Source organism: Burkholderia sp. WSM2232 (genome assembly GCF_000472545.1).
Lineage (GTDB): Bacteria > Pseudomonadota > Gammaproteobacteria > Burkholderiales > Burkholderiaceae > Paraburkholderia.
The window spans coordinates 133,546-151,774 of record NZ_AWZV01000008.1 but is presented as its reverse complement, the minus strand read 5'-3'; the positions used below and the strand labels follow the sequence as shown (position 1 = coordinate 151,774).

The window sequence follows — 18,229 nt, the reverse complement described above, 5'->3', positions numbered from 1 at the left end:
CCGCTGTGACTACTACGTAGCGCTTGTCGTCGGCAACGCGACCACATTTCGAACGGTTGGCAAACCGTGTGCAACCGAGCGAAGTCGCCCGGACTGAGGACCGAACGTGCCGCAAGGTCCCCTCCGCCGAAAGTTCTACCCAGTTTCGGGAGGAGCCCTTTGTTGTGGTGGGGGCAAGCGTGGGGACAAAATCGGACCAACGAAAAAGGCCTTATGGACATGCATCCATAAGGCCTTGATTTCTTTGGTCGGGGCGAGAGGATTTGAACCTCCGACCACCTGCACCCCATGCAGGTACGCTACCAGGCTGCGCTACGCCCCGAACAGCAAGAAATTATAACAGACACTTCATTCGATGAGAACCGCCCGCGCGAACAAACCCCTCAGCGATTGAGCAGATTGATCACATGCAGCAGTTCCTTGCGCAACTGCTCGACATCGACCGCAACCGTGGTGGGCGCCGACGGCGCAATCCCCTCGACATGCTCGCCAGCTTCAGCCGGCGCACCATGCGCGCCGCCGCCGTGCGAATCGAGCCGGTTGCGTGCACCGTTGATCGTGAAGCCCTGCTCGTACAACAACTCGCGGATGCGCCGGATCAACAGCACTTCATGATGCTGATAGTACCGGCGATTGCCGCGCCGCTTGACCGGCCGCAACTGCGTAAACTCCTGCTCCCAATAGCGCAGCACGTGCGGCTTGACACCGCATAGTTCGCTCACCTCACCAATCGTGAAGTAGCGTTTCGCCGGAATCGGAGGCAAGACGACTTTTTCCATCGTCGCTGTCATCGTCAGTTAGCCGTCGTGGTGGGTTGCGCAGGAACGCGCCAGTCGATCAGCGCGTAAAGCTCGCTTCCGCGCCGTTTTCGACCAGGGCCTTCAGCTTTTGACTTGCATGGAACGTCACAACGCGGCGCGCGGCAATCGGAATCGCCTCGCCGGTTTTCGGGTTTCGGCCCGGACGCTGCGGCTTGTCTCGCAACTGGAAGTTGCCGAAGCCCGAGAGCTTGACGCTGTCGCCGCTCTCCAGCGCGTCGCGGATCACCTCGAAGAACGCCTCGACCATGTCTTTCGCTTCCCGCTTGTTGAGCCCGACATTGTCGAACAGCAACTCGGCAAGTTCCGCTTTGGTGAGCGTCGGCGTTTCAGTTGAAACGGCGGCGGGTGATGTCGGAATTTCTCGAATCATGGCGCTGCGTTGCGCCGTAAGAAGGGCTTCGAAATCACTCGAGTTCATTTCATTCATATCTATCAAATGGCGCGCCAGACAGAAAACAAAGGATGCGGAAACAGCCGTGCAATTGTTAAATGCGGGTTATCCGCGCAACCGTGCGCCATATACTCGAGCCAGACGTTCCACCAGAGTCTGAATGGCCAGATCGACCGTTTCGTCCTGAAGGGTCCCGCCAGTATCTTGCAAGGTAACCCGGAACGCAAGGCTTTTCTCGTGAGCCGCCAGACCGCCGGAAGTGTTTGATTTTGGACGGAATTCGTCAAAAAGCGCAACCTTCTGAACGGTCTTGCAGGCAGGCTCCGACTGGGCCGCCTGAAGCTCGTCGAGCAGCGCCTGAACCTCGATTTTTTGATCGACGACCACCGCGATATCGCGTCGCACCGGTGGGAATTTGGACACTTCCGACGGTGTGGGCAACACGCGCTGCATTAATGCGTCGGCTTCCAGTTCAAACAGAATCGGCGCATGCGGTAAATCATATTTTTGCATCCAGCGCGGGTGCAGTTCGCCAATCCAGCCGATTGCGCGACCATTCAGTTCAATGCGCGCGCTGCGCCCCGGATGCAGCGCCGGATGCTCCGCTTTCACGAAGCGCGCGACTGCTGGCGCAAGCAGCGCCTCGACATCAGCCTTCACGTCGAAGTAGTCGACCGTGCGCGCGGGCGCGCCCCACTGCTCCTCGAGTGCCGGACCGTAGGCGAGGCCGCCGATCATTTTTGGTTGCACGAAGCCTTCCACGGTCAGTTCGCCGGCCTTGATCGACGGATCGTGCAGGAACACGCGGCCTGCTTCGAACACGCGCACGCGATCGGCCGCACGCCGGTTCAGATTAGTGCGCAGCACGTGAATCAGGCTGCCGAACAGCGTAGTGCGCATAACCGACAGCTGGCTCGCGATGGGGTTCAGCAGGCGCACCGGCTTGTCGTTGCCGGCGAAGTCCTGCTCCCACTCCGCGTCCACGAAACTGAAGTTCACCGTCTCCGCGTAGTCGCGTGCGGCGAGTGTGTGGCGGATCGTATGGATTGAGCGGCGCGTTTCGTTGGTGGCGCGCATCTCGCTCTTCGCGACTGGAGGCCGCGCGGGAATCTTTTCGAAGCCGTAAATACGCGCGACTTCCTCGATCAGATCTTCTTCGATTTCAATATCGAAGCGGTATGACGGCGGCATCACCGAGAACGTGTCGCCGTCGCGCTCGAATGCGAGGCCAAGACGCGTGAAAATCTGCGCGATCTCGTCCGCCCCGATTGCAACGCCGATGATGCGGTTGGCGCGCGACACGCGCATCTTCACCGGCTCGCGCTTGGGCACGTTGACGGTCTGGTCGTCCACAGGACCCGCCTCGCCGCCGCAAATATCCAGGATCAACTGCGTGATGCGCTCGATATGTTCGACGGTGCTCGCGTAGTCGACGCCGCGCTCGAAGCGATGGCCGGCGTCCGTCGAGAAGTTGTACTTGCGCGAGCGGCCACGAATGCTGTCGGGCCACCAGAATGCGGCTTCAAGATAGATGTTGGTGGTGTCCAGCGTGACGGCCGTGCTGTCGCCACCCATGATGCCTGCGAGACTTTCGATATGCCGCTCGTCCGCGATCACGCCGACGGTTTCGTCGAGTTCGACCGTGTTGCCGTTCAGCAGCTTCAGCGTTTCGCCCTTGCGGCCCCAGCGCACGTCCATGCCGCCGTGGATCTTGTCGAGATCGAACACATGCGACGGACGGCCCAGCTCGAGCATCACGTAATTGGAAATGTCGACAAGCGCCGAGATGCTGCGCTGACCGGAACGCTCCAGACGCTCGACCATCCATTGCGGCGATTTCGCACGCGCATTCACACCGCGGATGACGCGGCCTGAAAAGCGACCGCAAAGATCAGGCGCCGAGATTTTGACCGGCAAGGTCTCGTTAAGCTTGACTTCAACGGGCTTGATCTCAAGCGGACGCAACGGCGCGCCGGTGATCGCGGAGGTTTCGCGCGCCACGCCAAACACGGACAGGCAGTCGGCCTTGTTCGGCGTGAGCTTGATCTCGAAGATGGTGTCGTCGAGATTGAGCGTTTCGCGGATGTCCTGGCCAATCGGCGTATCTTCCGGCAGGATCATGAGGCCGCTATGATCTTCGGAAAGCTTCAGTTCGCGCGCCGAGCACAGCATGCCCTGGCTTTCCACGCCACGCAGCTTCGAGAGCCTGATCGCGAACGGTGCGCCGCCCTCTTCGGCCGGCGGCAGTTGGGCGCCGACCAGCGCGACCGGCACCTTGATGCCGGGAGCCACGTTCGGCGCACCGCATACGATGTTCAGCGTCGCGCCGGTGCCTGCGTTGACCTGGCAGACGTTGAGCTTGTCCGCGTCCGGATGCTTGACGACCTCCAGCACCTGACCGACCACGATCTTCGAGGTCGGCGGCGCGGCCGGTCGCAGGTCTTCCACTTCAAGACCGGCCATCGTCAATGCGTGCGACAGCTCGTCCGTCGTCAGTTGCGGATCGACAAAGGTTCTCAGCCAGGATTCCGGGAATTGCATGGTTCTGTGTACGTTCTGATCGGGTTAGGTCCGCGTGAGGCAGGGCAAGCTTCGCTGCAAATCACTGCCGGGACGCTTTGGCGGCTCGCACTTTCAGGTGCATTGCCGCACTCTATGCGGGGCGCGCCGCGCGCGCTCACGCACTCACTCAGGCAAATTGACGCAGGAAGCGCAGGTCGTTTTCAAAGAACAGACGCAAGTCCTGCACGCCGTAGCGCAACATGGTGAGCCGCTCGAGGCCGCTGCCGAATGCAAAGCCGATGTAGCGCTCCGGGTCGAGACCCATGTTGCGGATCACCGTGGGGTGCACCTGGCCCGAGCCCGAAATTTCGAGCCACTTGCCCGCGTTCTTGCCCGTTTCGAACAGCATGTCGATCTCAGCCGACGGTTCGGTGAACGGAAAATACGACGGACGGAAACGAACCTGAATATCGTCGCGCTCAAAGAACTTCTTGAGAAAGTCGCTATAGACGCCCTTCAGGTCCGCGAAGCTGATGTTCTCGTCGATCCACAGGCCTTCGACCTGGTTGAACATCGGCGAGTGAGTCGCGTCGCTGTCCACACGGTAGGTGCGGCCCGGCACGATCACCTTGATGGGCGGCGTGTTGGTGCGCGCGTAGCGCACCTGCATCGGGCTCGTGTGCGTGCGCAGCAGCAACTGGCGGCCGTCGGCGTCCTTGCCGTCCACATAGAAAGTGTCCTGCATTGAACGCGCCGGATGGTTTTCCGGGCTGTTCAGCGAGGTGAAGTTGTACCAGTCGGTTTCGATCTCGGGGCCGTCGGCCACGTCGAATCCAATGCTGCCGAAAATCTGTTCGACGCGCTCCCACGTGCGCATGACCGGGTGCAGGCTGCCCGTACTGGTGCCGCGGCCCGGCAACGTGACGTCGATCGCTTCAGCGGCGAGACGCTGGTTCAGCAACGCGTCGGCCAGCGCCTGACGGCGCGCCGTCAACGCGGCTTCGACTTGCTGTTTGACGAGGTTGATCCGTGCGCCTTCGGTTTTGCGCGTTTCGGGATCGAGTTTGCCAAGGCCCTTCAACAGTTCGGTCAGCGCGCCCGACTTGCCGAGAAAGCGCGCTTTCTCGTTTTCGAGCGTGGTGACGTCGGAGGCTTCTGCGAAGGCGTTTTGCGCGTCGGCGACAATCTGGTCCAGGTCCATTGATCCCATCATTTCAACGTCAGTGTTCTATCGAAACAAACCGGTTCTACCAACAAAAACGGGGCTCGGTGAGGAGCCCCGTTTTTGTTGCAGCGTCACCGTGACTACCGGATGTTCGCTGCAACTAACCACGCAGTGTTAATTGCCAGAAGCGCAATCAGGCTGCAACGGCGGCTTTCACCTGCTGAACGATCGCAGCAAAAGCAGCCTTGTCGAACACAGCCATGTCGGCCAGCACCTTGCGGTCCAGTTCGATCGAAGCCTTCTTCAGGCCGTTGATGAACACGCTGTACGTCATGTCGTGCTGACGCACCGCCGCGTTGATACGCGTGATCCACAGTGCGCGGAACACACGCTTCTTGTTGCGGCGATCGCGGTAGGCGTACTGGCCTGCGCGCATGACCGCCTGCTTGGCGATGCGATAGACGTTATTGCGACGGCCGCGGTAACCCTTGGCCAGCTTGATGATCTTCTTGTGACGGGCCCGTGCGGTAACCCCACGTTTGACTCGAGGCATGTCTTGCTCCTATGAGTTTCGGTTAAGGGTTAAGCGAACGGCAGCATTGCGCGCACGGAGTTCAGATCGGAATCATGAACTGCCGTCGAACCGCGCAGATGGCGTTTGTTCTTGGTGGTCTTCTTGGTAAGAATGTGGCGCTTGAAGGCCTGACCGCGCTTGACGGTACCGCCCGGACGCACCACGAAGCGCTTCGCAGCACTCTTCTTGGTCTTCATCTTCGGCATGACAACTCCATTATTAGATGGATATGGGTGTGCGGTCGGCCAGATGGCCATTACCCGCCCTTCGAAACCCATTCCACTTGGTATGCAGACCGCCGATATTGCCGGCAGCCGCTTTTCGGGAAGCGACGCGCATCTACACGAGCGCCGCTCCGAAACCTGCTGGCACCGCACCGGATACCCGGCGCGGCGCGATTTAACTTTGACAACCAGAACCCGCGCCACATGGCGCGCCGCCGCTCTGACCGCTTACTTCTTTTTCTTCGGAGCGAGCACCATGATCATCTGGCGCCCTTCCATTTTCGGCATTTGCTCGACCTGACCGACTTCGTCGAGATCGGTGCGCAGGCGTTCGAGCATGCGCATGCCAATTTCCTGGTGAGCCATTTCGCGGCCACGGAAACGCAACGTGATTTTCGTCTTGTCGCCGTCTTCGAGGAAGCGAATGAGGTTGCGCAGCTTGACGTTGTAGTCACCGTCGTCAGTGCCCGGACGGAATTTGACTTCCTTGACCTGAACGATCTTCTGCTTGAGCTTGGCCTCGTGCTGCTTCTTCGCTTCCGAGTACTTGAACTTGCCGTAGTCCATCAAACGGCAAACCGGCGGGACCGCTTGAGGAGCGATTTCAACCAGATCCACATCTTGCTGTTCCGACATGCGGAACGCATCAGCGAGTTTCACGATGCCGAGCGGTTCGTTCTCGACTCCGACCAGACGCACCTCGGGTGCCGTAATTTCACCGTTGATGCGGTGCGCAGACTTATCAGTAGCGATGTTACGTTTCCTCTAAAAATTAAAAAAACGAGCCGGGCTGCCAAGTGGCTCAGTTGAACGACTGCACGTCCTGGCGCAGACGCTCAATGAAGGCGTCGACAGGCATCACGCCAAGGTCAACGCCACCACGGGCACGCACGGCTACCGTTTGTGCTTCACGCTCCTTGTCGCCGACCACAAGCAGGTACGGCACCTTCTCGAGCGTGTGCTCACGTATTTTATAGCTAATCTTCTCGTTGCGCAAATCGGCCTCCACTCTAACCCCTTGTTTTTGCAACGATTGGGCAAGAGACCGGGCGTATTCGGCCTGACTTTCGGCGATATTCATCACTACCACCTGCATTGGTGCCAGCCATGCGGGCATTGCACCGGCGTGGTGCTCGATCAGAATGCCGAGGAAGCGCTCCATTGATCCGACGATTGCCCGGTGCAGCATGATGGGCCGCCGACGGCCGTTGTCTTCGGCGACGTACTCCGCGCCCAGACGCTCGGGCAGGACCATATCCAGCTGGAGGGTGCCACATTGCCAGGAGCGGCCGAGCGCGTCCTTGATGTGATACTCGACCTTCGGACCGTAAAAGGCGCCTTCGCCCGGCAGTTCTTCCCACGTCACGCCGCAAGCCGTCAACGCCTCGCGCAAGCCCTGCTCCGCGCGGTCCCACGTTTCGTCCGTGCCCGCGCGCGCGTCCGGGCGCAACGACAGCTTGATCTCGACGTTGTCGAAGCCGAAGTCCTTGTACACGCTCATGGCGAGCGTGTTGAAGGCGATCGACTCGCTGATGAACTGCTCTTCCGTACAGAAGATGTGCGCGTCGTCCTGCACGAAACCGCGCACGCGCATCAAACCATGCAGCGCGCCCGACGATTCGTTACGGTGGCACGAGCCGAACTCCGCGTAACGCAGCGGCAGATCGCGATACGAGCGCAAACCGTGGTTGAACACCTGCACGTGACCGGGGCAGTTCATCGGCTTGATCGCGTAGTCGCGCTTTTCCGATTCCGTCGTGAACATGTTTTCACGATAGTTCTGCCAGTGGCCCGACGCTTCCCACAGCGACCGGTCCATGATCATGGGCGTCTTGATTTCGAGGTAGCCGGCCTCGTTCACGCGGCGGCGCATGTATTGCTCCACCTGCTGCCACAACGTCCAGCCGCGCGGATGCCAGAACACCATGCCGGGCGACTCGTCCTGCATGTGGAACAGGTCGAGCTGTTTGCCGAGCTTGCGGTGATCGCGCTTTTCCGCTTCCTCGAGCATGTGCAGGTACGCTTCCTGGTCTTCCTTCTTGGTCCAGGCGGTGCCGTAAATGCGCTGCAACTGCTCGTTCTTCGAATCGCCGCGCCAGTAGGCGCCCGCCACCTTCATCAGCTTGAAGACCTTGAGCTTGCCGGTGGACGGCACGTGCGGGCCGCGGCACAGGTCGGTAAAGCCGCCGTGCGAGTACAGCTTGATCTCGTCCGTTGCGGGAATCGACTCGATGATCTCCGCCTTGTACTTTTCGCCGATGCTCTTGAAGTAGTCCACCGCTTCGTCGCGCGACACAACGCGGCGCGACACGGGCTCGTCTTTCTTGGCGAGCTCCTGCATGCGCTTTTCGATCTTTTCCAGATCTTCGGGCGTGAAAGGACGGCTGTAGGCAAAGTCGTAGTAGAAGCCGTTGTCGATCACCGGACCGATGGTGACCTGCGCCTCGGGATACAGATCTTTTACTGCGTACGCGAGCAGGTGCGCCGTGGAGTGGCGAATGATATCGAGACCGTCCGCATCTTTTTCGGTGACGATGGCAAGCGCCACGTCGTGATCGATCAGCGTGGACGTGTCGACCAGTTGACCATCAATCTTGCCGCCGAGCGCCGCCTTCGCGAGGCCAGGGCCGATGGACGCCGCCACTTCGGCGACGGTCACCGGATGCTCGTACTGTCGAACAGAACCGTCAGGCAGACGTATCGAAACCATTGCGTTCTCCATGGCGCCGACCGGCGGCGGCACATACAACCAGGTGAAAAAGCCAAAAAAAATGCGGCCCCGCTTTCGAGGGGCCGCATTCACATTTCCTGCAAACTGCACTGGCGAAAGTGGTCCTCGACTAGCGTCGCTCCGAAGTGGTTTCGGTCAACGTTCGCGGTGCCATAACCGTATCGCCCTTCGCCGTATTCGCCTATTGCGCCACAGGCGCTTACTGCAGTTTGCGAAACCCCGGCAATGCCGAAGTTTCTTTTTCGTTGGTAGGCTCGATTGGACTCGAACCAACGACCCCCACCATGTCAAGGTGGTGCTCTAACCAGCTGAGCTACGAGCCTGAAGAAACGAGATTATATGGAGCCCCACACTGCTTGGCAAGTACTTTCACGCATCGGCTTGACCATCCCGCACTCGCGGACTTTGCCGCGACTCATGTAACGTCTGCATTCGCACGACTCATTGCCCTCATTCGTTCTCAGCCTTTGCGCGATGCACGCACAACGCCAGTCACTTCACCGAGCAGCGTGCAGGCGCGCTGTATTTGCGCGGCACTAGAAACCTCGACGGTAAACTGCATGAACGCGGCATTGCGGCGCGTCTGCGTCTTCACACCGATCACATTCATTTTTTCGCGCGCGAACACTTCCGAGATATCGCGCAGCAGCCCCTGGCGGTCGGTGGCCTCGATCGACAGGTCGACCGGATAAACGGACTGCCCCCGGCCGCTCATCACATCCGCCGACCACGCCGTTTGCAGCACCCGCTCCGGCGCGCGCTCGGCCATGCGCATGAACGTCGGGCAATCGCTGCGGTGAATCGACATGCCCTTGCCGCGCGTCACGAAGCCCGAAATGTCGTCGGGCGGCGCCGGCCGGCAACAGCGCGCAAGCTGCGTGAGCAGTGCGTCGACACCCACCACCAGCACGCCCGTCGATGCGCCCCGCGCGACGCTGGCGCCGCTGCTGCGCTTCTCGAAGTGCTCCGGCGCCTCGACCGCCGGTTCGGGCGGCGGCGCATCGTGCAACGCCTGTTCGACGAGCCGCAAACTGAACTCTTCCTTGCCCACCACCGAGAACAGATCGTCGGTCGTCTTGAAGCCCAGTTTGGCGGCAAGCTGATCCAGGTTGACCGAAGTCTTGCCCTCGCGCTGCAAGGTCTTTTCGACCATCGCGCGGCCGCTCGCAATGTGCTCCTGCAATTCAACCGCATTGAACCAGGCGCGCACCTTCTGGCGTGCGCGCGGGCTATGCAAATAGCCCAGTTGCGGGTTCAACCAGTCGCGCGACGGCCCCCCCTCTTTCACCGCGACGATCTCGACCGTCTGGCCGTTCTGCAACTGCGTGTTGAGCGGCACCATTGCGCCGTCCACCCGCGCGCCGCGGCACCTGTGCCCCAACTCGCTATGCAGGTGGTACGCGAAATCGACCGGGGTCGCGCCGTGCGGCAACGCGATCACACGGGCCTGCGGCGTCAGCACGTAGATGTGGTCGTCGTCGAGCGTGGCCTGCCGCAGTTGCTCCCACGGCTGCGCCGCACGCTTTTCGCCGTGCTCGCCTTCGGACACGTCGTCTTTCCACGCGAGCAGTTGGCGCAGCCACGCAATTTTCTCGTCGTACTTCTCGTTGGCGGCGAACTGCCCGCCGTAACCGCGCGTGCCGGCCTCCTTGTAGCGCCAGTGCGCGGCCACGCCGTATTCCGCGAACTGATGCATGTCGTGAGTGCGGATCTGCACTTCGAATGCGCGGCCGTCGTCGCCGATCACGACTGTGTGCAACGACTTGTAGCCGTTCGGCTTGGGCCGCGAGATGTAGTCGTCGAACTCTTTGGGCACCGGCTGCCACAGGTTGTGCACGATACCGAGCACGGTGTAGCAGTCTTTGATGTCGGGCACGATTACGCGAAACGCACGCACGTCGTACAGTTCCGCGAAGTCGAGCTCCTTGCCGCGCATCTTGCGCCAGATGCTGTAGATATGCTTCGGCCGCCCGCTCACCTCCGCGCGTATGTTGGCGGCGGCGAGTTCCTGCTGCAGGCGTTCAATGGCCTGCGCCACATAGCTTTCGCGCTCGACGCGCTTCTCGTCGAGCAGCTTCGCGATGCGCTTGTAGACGACTGGCTCCTCGAAGCGGAACGCGAGGTCCTCGAGCTCCCACTTCAGTTGCCAGATGCCCAGACGGTTGGCAAGCGGCGCGTAAATATCGAGCGTCTCGCGTGCGACGTCCGGCGTAGGCGTGAGCTTTGCCGCCGCGTAATAGCGCAGCGACTGCAGCCGCGAAGCGAGCCGGATCAACACCACGCGGATGTCCTGCGCGAACGCCAGCAGCATCTTGCGTAACGCCTCGACCTGCGCGCGCCGCGCGGCCTGCGCGTCGCGCCCCGCTTCGGGCATTGCATTCTGCGCCGCGCGCAGGCTCACGGTGCCAAGGCGCAGCAGCTTGCGCACGTCGCCGACCAGTTGTGCGACCTCTTCGCCGAAGTTGTCGGCGATCAGGCGCTCCGGGTCCTGCAAGTGCGGCGTCAAGGCGAACAGCGCCGCCGCCAGCACGGCCGGCGGATCGACATTGAGCGTACGCATGATGGACGCGGTGCCCGCCGCGTGATCCGCCAGCAATTCGCCAGAGGACAGGCGCACCTCGCCCGCGTGCTGCCGTACGAATGCCATCGCTTCGTCGAAAGACGGGAGGGGATGCGGCGCGCTCGTAACGGTTTCGGTATTCATGGTGCGGCGCCCCAGTGGGGCGAGGCAAATCAACGGAATTTCAACTGCAACAGCCAGGTCCTGCGCGGCCCGGCTGCCGGAATAGCTGCCGTGGCTAGCTACGCTGCGCCGCGACCACGACAATTTCGACCAGACACTTCGGGTTCGCAAGCCGGGCTTCCACGGTGGCGCGCGGCGGCGTGGCGCCTTGTGCGACCCACTCGTCCCACACCGCGTTCATGCCGGCGAAGTGCGCCATGTCCGAGATATAGATCTGCACCGACAGCAGATGCGCTTTGTCGCTGTTCACCTCGGCAAGCAGACGGTCGATATGGCCGAGCACTTCGCGCGTCTGGCCCGTAATGTCCTGGTCCGCGTCTTCCGCGATCTGGCCGGCGAGGTACACGGTGCCGTTGTGCACGGCAATTTCCGAGAGACGCTTGCCGACATGGTGACGAATGACTGCCATGGAAGATCCTGATGTAGATAGAAGAGAGTTGAAGAGAAATGCGGCTTGCATGACGCTCAGGCGCCACGCGCAACTGCATATTATGACGCGTCGCTGCCGGCGCCGATAAAGAAGCGCCGCGCGATCTCAATCTGATCTGCCGACAGAAACGCCGGCGCATGTCCGACACCGCTGATTTCGACGCTCGAAACGGCACGCCCTGTCTCGACCATCTTCGCGACCGTTTCACGCGACAACAAGTCGGACGACTCGCCTCTCACCACCAGCACCGGCCCCTGGAAGGACGCGAGCGAATGCCATAGCGCGGCCTCGCCGAGTCTCGCGGTTTCTTCGGTGGTCGCGGAAAAAGGCTGGGCGATGCGCGGATCGTATCGGAACAGCCACGTGCCGTTTTCCTCGCGCAGCAGTGGCGTATTGATCTCGCGCCATTCGTCCGGCGTGAGCGGGCCGAAGGTGCGCGCAAGAAACGCCGCGTGGTCGACGCCTTGCCGCAGCGAGTCGAAACGCACGGGCTTGCCAAGATAATCGCCGATACGTTTGACGGCTTCCGGCTCCAGATGCGGGCCGACGTCGTTCAACAACAGCTTGCGGATGGGCATATCAGCGAGGCCTGCGAGACCGAGCCCGATCAGCCCGCCCATGGACGTGCCGAACCAGTCCACCGTTTCCACGTTCAGGCGAGCGATCAGCGTGACCATGTCGGCCACATATTGCGGCACGCCATACAGGTTTGGATTGGCGAGCCATGACGACAAGCCGCGTCCGACCACATCCGGACAAACCACGCGGTAGGTACCGGCAAACTGCGCGGCCAGCCGGTCGAAATCGCGCCCGGAACGCGTCAGGCCATGCACGCACACCAGCACGCGCGGGTTGTCCGGATCGCCCCACTCGGTGTAGGCGATACGATGCAGGCCCGCCGCGCTCGCGCATTGCACATAACGTTGACGAGGCGTAGGCGGCTCACCTGCGAAGGCTGTCGTTGCTGTCATTTGTGGTCCTTGCAAAAGCGCTGCCCGGCTCCGCCCATTAGCGCGGACGCAACGCGGTGAGAAGCGGCACGGGGCGACTTTCGATTAATGCCTGCGGACGATTGTAAACCGCTTTGCGCAACGCAACGATCGGCCAAACGGCATAGGACAGGCATGGCAGAACGTTCGCCGGAAAAGAAAAAGCGGACGAGACTTGCGTCTCGTCCGCTTCAACTGCACTTCACTTGTACTGCACCTGCACGCTGCACGCCCAGCTCGAGCATGCACGCCGGCGTGCAGAGCGGCCGTTGCTGCTCCGGCGTCACCGGCGCGGCAACGGCCCTCGCAACCTCCAATCAGCTCACCGCGCTCACGTCCAGCGGCGCGCCCGTCTTTGCCTTGATCTCGTCGACGCTCACGCCCGGCGCCAGTTCAGTCACCTTGAGGCCGTCGTCCGTGACTTCGATCACGCCCAGGTCGGTGATGATCTGATCGACCACGCCCACGCCTGTCAGCGGCAATGTGCATTCTTCGAGGATCTTGTGCTGGTCACCCTTCGCGACGTGCTCCATCAGGACCACCACGCGCTTGACGCCCGCGACCAGATCCATCGCGCCGCCCATACCCTTGATCATCTTGCCGGGAATCATCCAGTTGGCCAGATCCCCCTTCTTGCTGATCTGCATCGCGCCGAGGATCGCCAGGTTGATGTGGCCGCCGCGGATCATCGCAAACGAGTCCGCCGACGAGAAAATCGACGAGCCCGGCAGCGTGGTCACCGTCTGCTTGCCCGCGTTAATGAGATCGGCGTCCACTTCTTCTTCGGTCGGCGAGGGGCCGATGCCAAGCAGCCCGTTCTCGGATTGCAGCCACACTTCGACACCCGGCGGCACATGGTTAGCCACCAGCGTCGGCAGGCCGATGCCGAGATTCACGTAAAAGCCGTCCTGCAATTCCTTCGCCGCGCGCGCGGCCATTTCGTCACGAGTCCATGCCATGATCAGTCTCCTTTCGCGCGGACGACGCGTTGTTCGATGCGTTTTTCCGGATGCGCATTCAACACGATGCGCTGAACGAAGATGCCAGGCGTATGGATCGCGTCCGGATCAAGCTCGCCCACCTCGACGATTTCCTCGACTTCCGCCACCGTGATCCGGCCGGCCATTGCGCACATCGGGTTGAAGTTGCGCGCCGTGCGGCGATAGATCAGGTTGCCCGACTTGTCGGCCTTCCATGCCTTGACGAGCGCAATATCCGCCGTCAGCGAATGTTCGAGCACGTAGTGGTTCTCGCCGAACTGGCGGGTTTCCTTGCCCTCGGCGATCAGCGTGCCGTAGCCCGTGTTCGTGAAGAAGGCCGGAATGCCCGAGCCGCCCGCTCGCAGCTTCTCCGCGAGCGTGCCCTGCGGCGTGAATTCGAGCTCGAGCTCACCAGCCAGGTACTGGCGCTCGAACTCCTTGTTCTCGCCGACATACGACGAAATCATCTTCTTGATCTGGCGCGTTTCGAGCAGCAAGCCGAGGCCGAAACCGTCGACACCCGCGTTGTTGCTAATGCACGTGATGCCCTGCACCTTTGTGTCGCGCAGCGCCGCAATCAGCGCCTCGGGAATGCCGCACAGGCCGAAGCCGCCGACGGCGAACGTCTGCCCGTCCTTGACGATGTCTTTCAGCGCCTCGGCGGCGCCTGGATAGACCTTGTTCATCAGTATGTCCCTTCCTTTATGGAAACCCGAAACCGGTTTTGTGGCGGCCCATGTGACGCGTACAGGCGGTGGCCCGACACGTCGCTGCAGTCGCCCGCGAGGCAGTGGGTGCGAAGCCAGGACCAATGCTCGCACACGCCGCCACGGACGCCTCACCGCGTTCTCATGTGCCCGAAAGAGTACGCTCGCCGTGCCATGCGGCACAATACGCAAAAATACATAAGTACTTGCCGCCAGCCCATGCCCGCACTGGATTATCAAACCGCTTTTCATCTCGCGCCGATCGGGCTCGTGCTGTCGCGCGAACGCATTATCGAAGATTGCAATGACGAGCTTGCGTCGATTTTCGGCTGCCCGCGCGAGACGCTGCTCGGCCAGTCGTTCCAGATACTTTACCCGTCCGCGGACGAATTCGAGCGGATCGGCGCACGCATTCCGCCCATCATGACCGCGCAAGGCAGTTACGCCGACGACCGCATCATGAAGCGCGCCAACGGCGAACTGTTCTGGTGCCACGTGACGGGCCGCGCGCAGCGGCGCACCGACCCGCACGCGGCGGGCGTCTGGACTTTTGAAGATTTGAGCGCGACGCGGCGCGTAGCCGTGGAACTCACGCCTCGCGAGCGCGAAGTCGCCGCGCAACTGGTGACGGGAAAAACCAGCAAGCAGATTGGACGGGCGCTCGACATCAGCCCGCGAACGGTGGACGTATACCGCGCCCGCCTGATGCGCAAATACGATACCGGGAATGCGACAGAGCTGCTGCAACGTCTGCTCGGCCACTGAGCGCGGCCGCCGCACTTCGCGAATTTACGCGGCCGGTTCGGCCGTTTTCACGAGAGCGGCTCGCTCAATGGTCGCGCGCAGCAGGTCGGGCACCGGCACCGACTTGCCGGCCGCGTAGTCGATCCACACGCAACGGGCGGCGCCGCGCGCATAAACGGTGTTCGGATCGTCCGCGCGCACCAGCTCGAAGCCGGTGTCGAAACTGCTGCGGCCGGGCGTCGCGACGCTCATGCGGCCGATCACGTCGCCGGGATAATGCAGTTGCCTGAGAAATTCCATCGAGGCATTGACGATCACCGGTCCCTGGCCGTCCGCGTTGCTGCCGGTCAAACCGAGGTGCTCGAACCAGGAAATGCGTACCTGCTCCATGTAGCGGAAATAGACCGTGTTGTTCACATGGCCGAACGCGTCCATGTCGCCCCAGCGGATCGGCATGGACATCTCGAAAACTGCATGAAAATCGCTCATTGTGCTTCTACTTTTCCTGCTTCTTCTGTGATTGAGGGCCCGCATCGGCCCCGGTCAAGCGGTAACGCCGCAAGGCGGCAACGCGCGAAAGCTCACGCGAGACCGAAGCCGTCGTCGGCGGCGATCACCGAGCCGTTGATGAACTGCGATTCGTCCGCCGCGAGCAGCAGCAGGAGCCCGTCCAGGTCGTCAGGCTTGCCCACGCGATGGCGCGGCAGCATCGACACGAGCTTTTGCCCCTGCTCGGTCGACCAGTGGTGATGGTTGATCTCCGTGTCGATATAGCCCGGACAGATCGCATTCACGTTGATGCCGTGCTTGCCCCATTCGAGCGCCATCGCCTTGGTCATGTGCACGACGGCTGCCTTGCTCATCGAATACAGGCCGATTTGCGGCAGCACCCGCAAGCCCGCCATGGACGCAATATTGATGATGCGGTAGGACGGCTTTTGCGCATTGTTGCCGCGCATGATCATGCGCTTGGCCACTTCCTGTGCGACGAAGAATGCGCCGCGCGTATTTGTGTCGAACACGTATTCGAAGTCGGCCGGCGTGACCTCAGAGAGCTTCTGCGTGGTGGACACACCTGAGTTGTTCACCAGAATGTCGATGGTGCCCGCCTCCGTCTCCGCATGCGCGACGGCGGCCTTGATGCTTTGATAGTCGGTCACGTCCAGCGAGACGACGTGCGCCGCGCCGCCCGACGCCTCGATCTCGGCGCGCAGTTCCTTAAGCCGCTCGGTGCGCCGGCTCGCCAGCACGACCTTGGCGCCCGCCTGCGACAACACTTGCGCAAAGCGCTTGCCCAACCCGCTCGAGGCGCCGGTTATCAGCGCGACCTTGCCTTCCAGATTGATCGAACGGCCCATTGTCGTTCCTTGTTCGGTGGTAGTTACGGATGCGGTTGCCGGTTGCGGCCGGGCGTTGAGCTCGGGTCAATACCGTATCACAGAAATAGAACGAGCGTGCTAATCTCTGCTGATCCGGTTGCGGTGCAAGAATCCATCGCCCACAATACGATCCCGAAAAAAGCATTCTAACGGTAAGAGGAGCATCAATGACCCCCGCAAGTCTCATCGAGCAGTATGGCCCGCGCGAGTCGATGGAATACGACGTCGTGATCGTCGGCGGCGGCCCGGCTGGTCTCGCTGCCGCGATCCGCCTGAAGCAGCTGGCGGCCGACAAGGGGGTCGAGCTTGGCGTCTGCGTACTGGAAAAAGGCTCGGAGATCGGGGCGCACATCCTCTCCGGCGCGGTCATGGACCCGCGCGCCATCACCGAACTGATTCCCGACTGGAAGGAAAAAGGCGCGCCTCTGGACGTGGAAGTGACCGAAGACCGTTTCCTCTTCCTGTCGGAAAACGGCGCGAAGTCGGTGCCGAACTGGGCGCTGCCGGACAACTTCAAGAACCACGGCAACTACGTGATCAGCCTCGCGAGCGTCGCGCGCTGGCTGGGTCAGCAGGCCGAGGCGCTGGGCGTGGAAATCTTTCCGGGATTCCCCGCCGCCGAAATTCTTTATAACGACGACGGCTCGGTCAAAGGCGTTGCGACCGGCAACCTCGGCATCGGCAAGGACGGCCAACCCACCGAAAACTTCCAGCTCGGCATGGAACTGCACGCGAAATACACGCTCTTCTGCGAAGGCGCGCGCGGGCATCTTGGCCGGCAACTGAACGACAAGTTCAGTCTGCGCGAGGGCGTGGATCCGCAGGTCTACGGCATCGGCATCAAGGAGCTGTGGGAGATCGACCCTGCGAAGCACAAGCCGGGGCTCGTCATGCACACGGCCGGCTGGCCGCTCGACACCGACACCTACGGCGGCTCGTTCCTCTACCACATGGACAACAACCAGGTGGTGGTGGGTTTCGTGGTGGGTCTGGGTTATTCGAATCCGTACCTGTCGCCGTTCGAGGAATTCCAGCGCTACAAGACGCATCCGGCGATCCGCCAATTCCTCGAAGGCGGCAAACGCGTGTCGTATGGCGCGCGCGCGATCACCGCGGGCGGACTGATGTCGCTGCCGAAGCTGGTATTCCCCGGCGGCGCGCTGGTGGGCGACGACGCGGGCTTTCTGAACGCGTCGCGCATCAAGGGCTCACACGCTGCAATCAAGACCGGCATGCTGGCCGCCGATGCCGCCTTCGAAGCCGTCCAGGCCGGCCGCACGAGCGACGAACTCACGGCGTACCCGGAGAGCTTCAAGACCTCGTGGCTGCACACGGAGCTCTACAAGGCCCGCAATTTCAAGCAGTGGATGAGCAAGGGCCTGTACCTTGGCACGCTGATGGTGGGCATCGAGCAGAAGCTGCTGGGCGGCAACGTGCCTTGGACGCTACATCACCAGCATTGGGATCACGAGATGCTCAAGCCTGCGTCGCAGTGCAAGCCGATCGTGTATCCGAAGCCCGATGGCAAGCTCACGTTCGACCGGTTGTCTTCGGTGTTCATCTCGAACACGAATCACGAAGAGAACCAGCCCGCGCATCTGACGCTAAAGGATCCGACGGTGCCGGTGAACGTGAACTGGCAGACCTATGCCGGTCCGGAATCGCGCTACTGCCCGGCTGCGGTGTACGAGTTCGTGAAGAACGACGATGGCGGCGAGCGGCTGGTGATCAACGCGCAGAACTGCGTGCATTGCAAGACCTGCGACATCAAGGACCCGACGCAAAACATCGTGTGGGTCACGCCCGAAGGCGGCGGCGGGCCGAATTATCCGAACATGTGATGTCCCGC

17 protein-coding genes and 2 tRNA genes are annotated in these 18,229 nt (G+C 61.6%); 2 read left to right on the top strand and 17 right to left on the bottom strand.

From position 1 onward, the window contains the following. Window positions 1–245 precede the first annotated feature (245 nt). The 15 genes from F757_RS0108395 to F757_RS0108325 all read right to left on the bottom strand — a co-directional run bounded on the left by F757_RS0108395 (window position 246) and on the right by F757_RS0108325 (window position 14,236). Window positions 246–322, bottom strand: a tRNA-Pro gene (locus F757_RS0108395). A gap of 61 nt (window positions 323–383) precedes the next feature. Continuing rightward, a complete protein-coding gene (locus F757_RS0108390; RefSeq protein ID WP_027211014.1) occupies window positions 384–791 on the bottom strand; it encodes a MerR family transcriptional regulator in 408 nt (135 codons plus the stop codon). 46 nt (window positions 792–837) lie between these two features. Next, complete coding sequence (locus F757_RS0108385) at window positions 838–1,248, bottom strand: integration host factor subunit alpha (protein WP_006052505.1); 411 nt, start codon at window positions 1,246–1,248, stop codon at window positions 838–840. Window positions 1,249–1,317: 69 nt separating this feature from the next. After that, window positions 1,318–3,753 carry a phenylalanine--tRNA ligase subunit beta gene (pheT, locus tag F757_RS0108380; protein WP_027211013.1) on the bottom strand — a complete coding sequence of 812 codons (2,436 nt, stop codon included), beginning with the start codon at window positions 3,751–3,753 and terminating at the stop codon, window positions 1,318–1,320. A 148-nt stretch (window positions 3,754–3,901) separates the two neighbouring features. Further along, complete coding sequence (pheS, locus tag F757_RS0108375; protein ID WP_027211012.1) at window positions 3,902–4,915, bottom strand: phenylalanine--tRNA ligase subunit alpha; 1,014 nt, start codon at window positions 4,913–4,915, stop codon at window positions 3,902–3,904. Between the two features lie 157 nt (window positions 4,916–5,072). After that, window positions 5,073–5,432: a 50S ribosomal protein L20 gene (gene rplT / locus F757_RS0108370; RefSeq protein WP_006052502.1), complete on the bottom strand. Its 360-nt coding sequence runs from the start codon at window positions 5,430–5,432 to the stop codon at window positions 5,073–5,075. A 29-nt stretch (window positions 5,433–5,461) separates the two neighbouring features. Continuing rightward, window positions 5,462–5,659, bottom strand: coding sequence for a 50S ribosomal protein L35 (rpmI, locus tag F757_RS0108365; RefSeq protein WP_006052501.1), 198 nt, complete (start codon window positions 5,657–5,659; stop codon window positions 5,462–5,464). Between the two features lie 246 nt (window positions 5,660–5,905). Then, complete coding sequence (gene infC / locus F757_RS0108360; protein WP_081435533.1) at window positions 5,906–6,430, bottom strand: translation initiation factor IF-3; 525 nt, start codon at window positions 6,428–6,430, stop codon at window positions 5,906–5,908. A gap of 49 nt (window positions 6,431–6,479) precedes the next feature. Then, window positions 6,480–8,387 (bottom strand): threonine--tRNA ligase, encoded by a 1,908-nt coding sequence (gene thrS, locus F757_RS0108355; RefSeq protein WP_027211011.1) that lies wholly within the window; start codon window positions 8,385–8,387, stop codon window positions 6,480–6,482. A gap of 267 nt (window positions 8,388–8,654) precedes the next feature. Then, window positions 8,655–8,731: transfer RNA gene (locus F757_RS0108350), tRNA-Val, on the bottom strand. 137 nt (window positions 8,732–8,868) lie between these two features. After that, complete coding sequence (locus F757_RS0108345) at window positions 8,869–11,112, bottom strand: RelA/SpoT family protein (RefSeq protein WP_027211010.1); 2,244 nt, start codon at window positions 11,110–11,112, stop codon at window positions 8,869–8,871. Window positions 11,113–11,206: 94 nt separating this feature from the next. Then, entirely contained in the window at window positions 11,207–11,560 is a 354-nt protein-coding gene (locus F757_RS0108340; protein WP_027211009.1) for a RidA family protein, read from the bottom strand. Between the two features lie 80 nt (window positions 11,561–11,640). Continuing rightward, window positions 11,641–12,552: an alpha/beta fold hydrolase gene (locus F757_RS0108335; protein WP_027211008.1), complete on the bottom strand. Its 912-nt coding sequence runs from the start codon at window positions 12,550–12,552 to the stop codon at window positions 11,641–11,643. A 335-nt stretch (window positions 12,553–12,887) separates the two neighbouring features. Then, window positions 12,888–13,529: a CoA transferase subunit B gene (locus F757_RS0108330; protein ID WP_013339930.1), complete on the bottom strand. Its 642-nt coding sequence runs from the start codon at window positions 13,527–13,529 to the stop codon at window positions 12,888–12,890. A gap of 2 nt (window positions 13,530–13,531) precedes the next feature. Next, window positions 13,532–14,236 carry a CoA transferase subunit A gene (locus tag F757_RS0108325; RefSeq protein WP_027211007.1) on the bottom strand — a complete coding sequence of 235 codons (705 nt, stop codon included), beginning with the start codon at window positions 14,234–14,236 and terminating at the stop codon, window positions 13,532–13,534. Between the two features lie 240 nt (window positions 14,237–14,476). Between F757_RS0108325 and F757_RS0108320 the strand changes: the two genes are divergently transcribed. After that, window positions 14,477–15,022, top strand: coding sequence for a LuxR C-terminal-related transcriptional regulator (locus F757_RS0108320; RefSeq protein WP_027211006.1), 546 nt, complete (start codon window positions 14,477–14,479; stop codon window positions 15,020–15,022). A gap of 24 nt (window positions 15,023–15,046) precedes the next feature. Here F757_RS0108320 and F757_RS0108315 read toward each other — a convergent pair whose 3' ends face one another. Further along, window positions 15,047–15,490: an acyl-CoA thioesterase gene (locus F757_RS0108315; protein WP_027211005.1), complete on the bottom strand. Its 444-nt coding sequence runs from the start codon at window positions 15,488–15,490 to the stop codon at window positions 15,047–15,049. A 92-nt stretch (window positions 15,491–15,582) separates the two neighbouring features. Then, window positions 15,583–16,359, bottom strand: a complete 777-nt coding sequence (locus F757_RS0108310; RefSeq protein ID WP_013339934.1) for an SDR family oxidoreductase — start codon at window positions 16,357–16,359, stop codon at window positions 15,583–15,585. A 188-nt stretch (window positions 16,360–16,547) separates the two neighbouring features. Here F757_RS0108310 and F757_RS0108305 point away from each other — a divergent pair, with 188 nt between their 5' ends. Next, window positions 16,548–18,221, top strand: coding sequence for an electron transfer flavoprotein-ubiquinone oxidoreductase (locus F757_RS0108305; RefSeq protein ID WP_027211004.1), 1,674 nt, complete (start codon window positions 16,548–16,550; stop codon window positions 18,219–18,221). Window positions 18,222–18,229 lie beyond the last annotated feature (8 nt).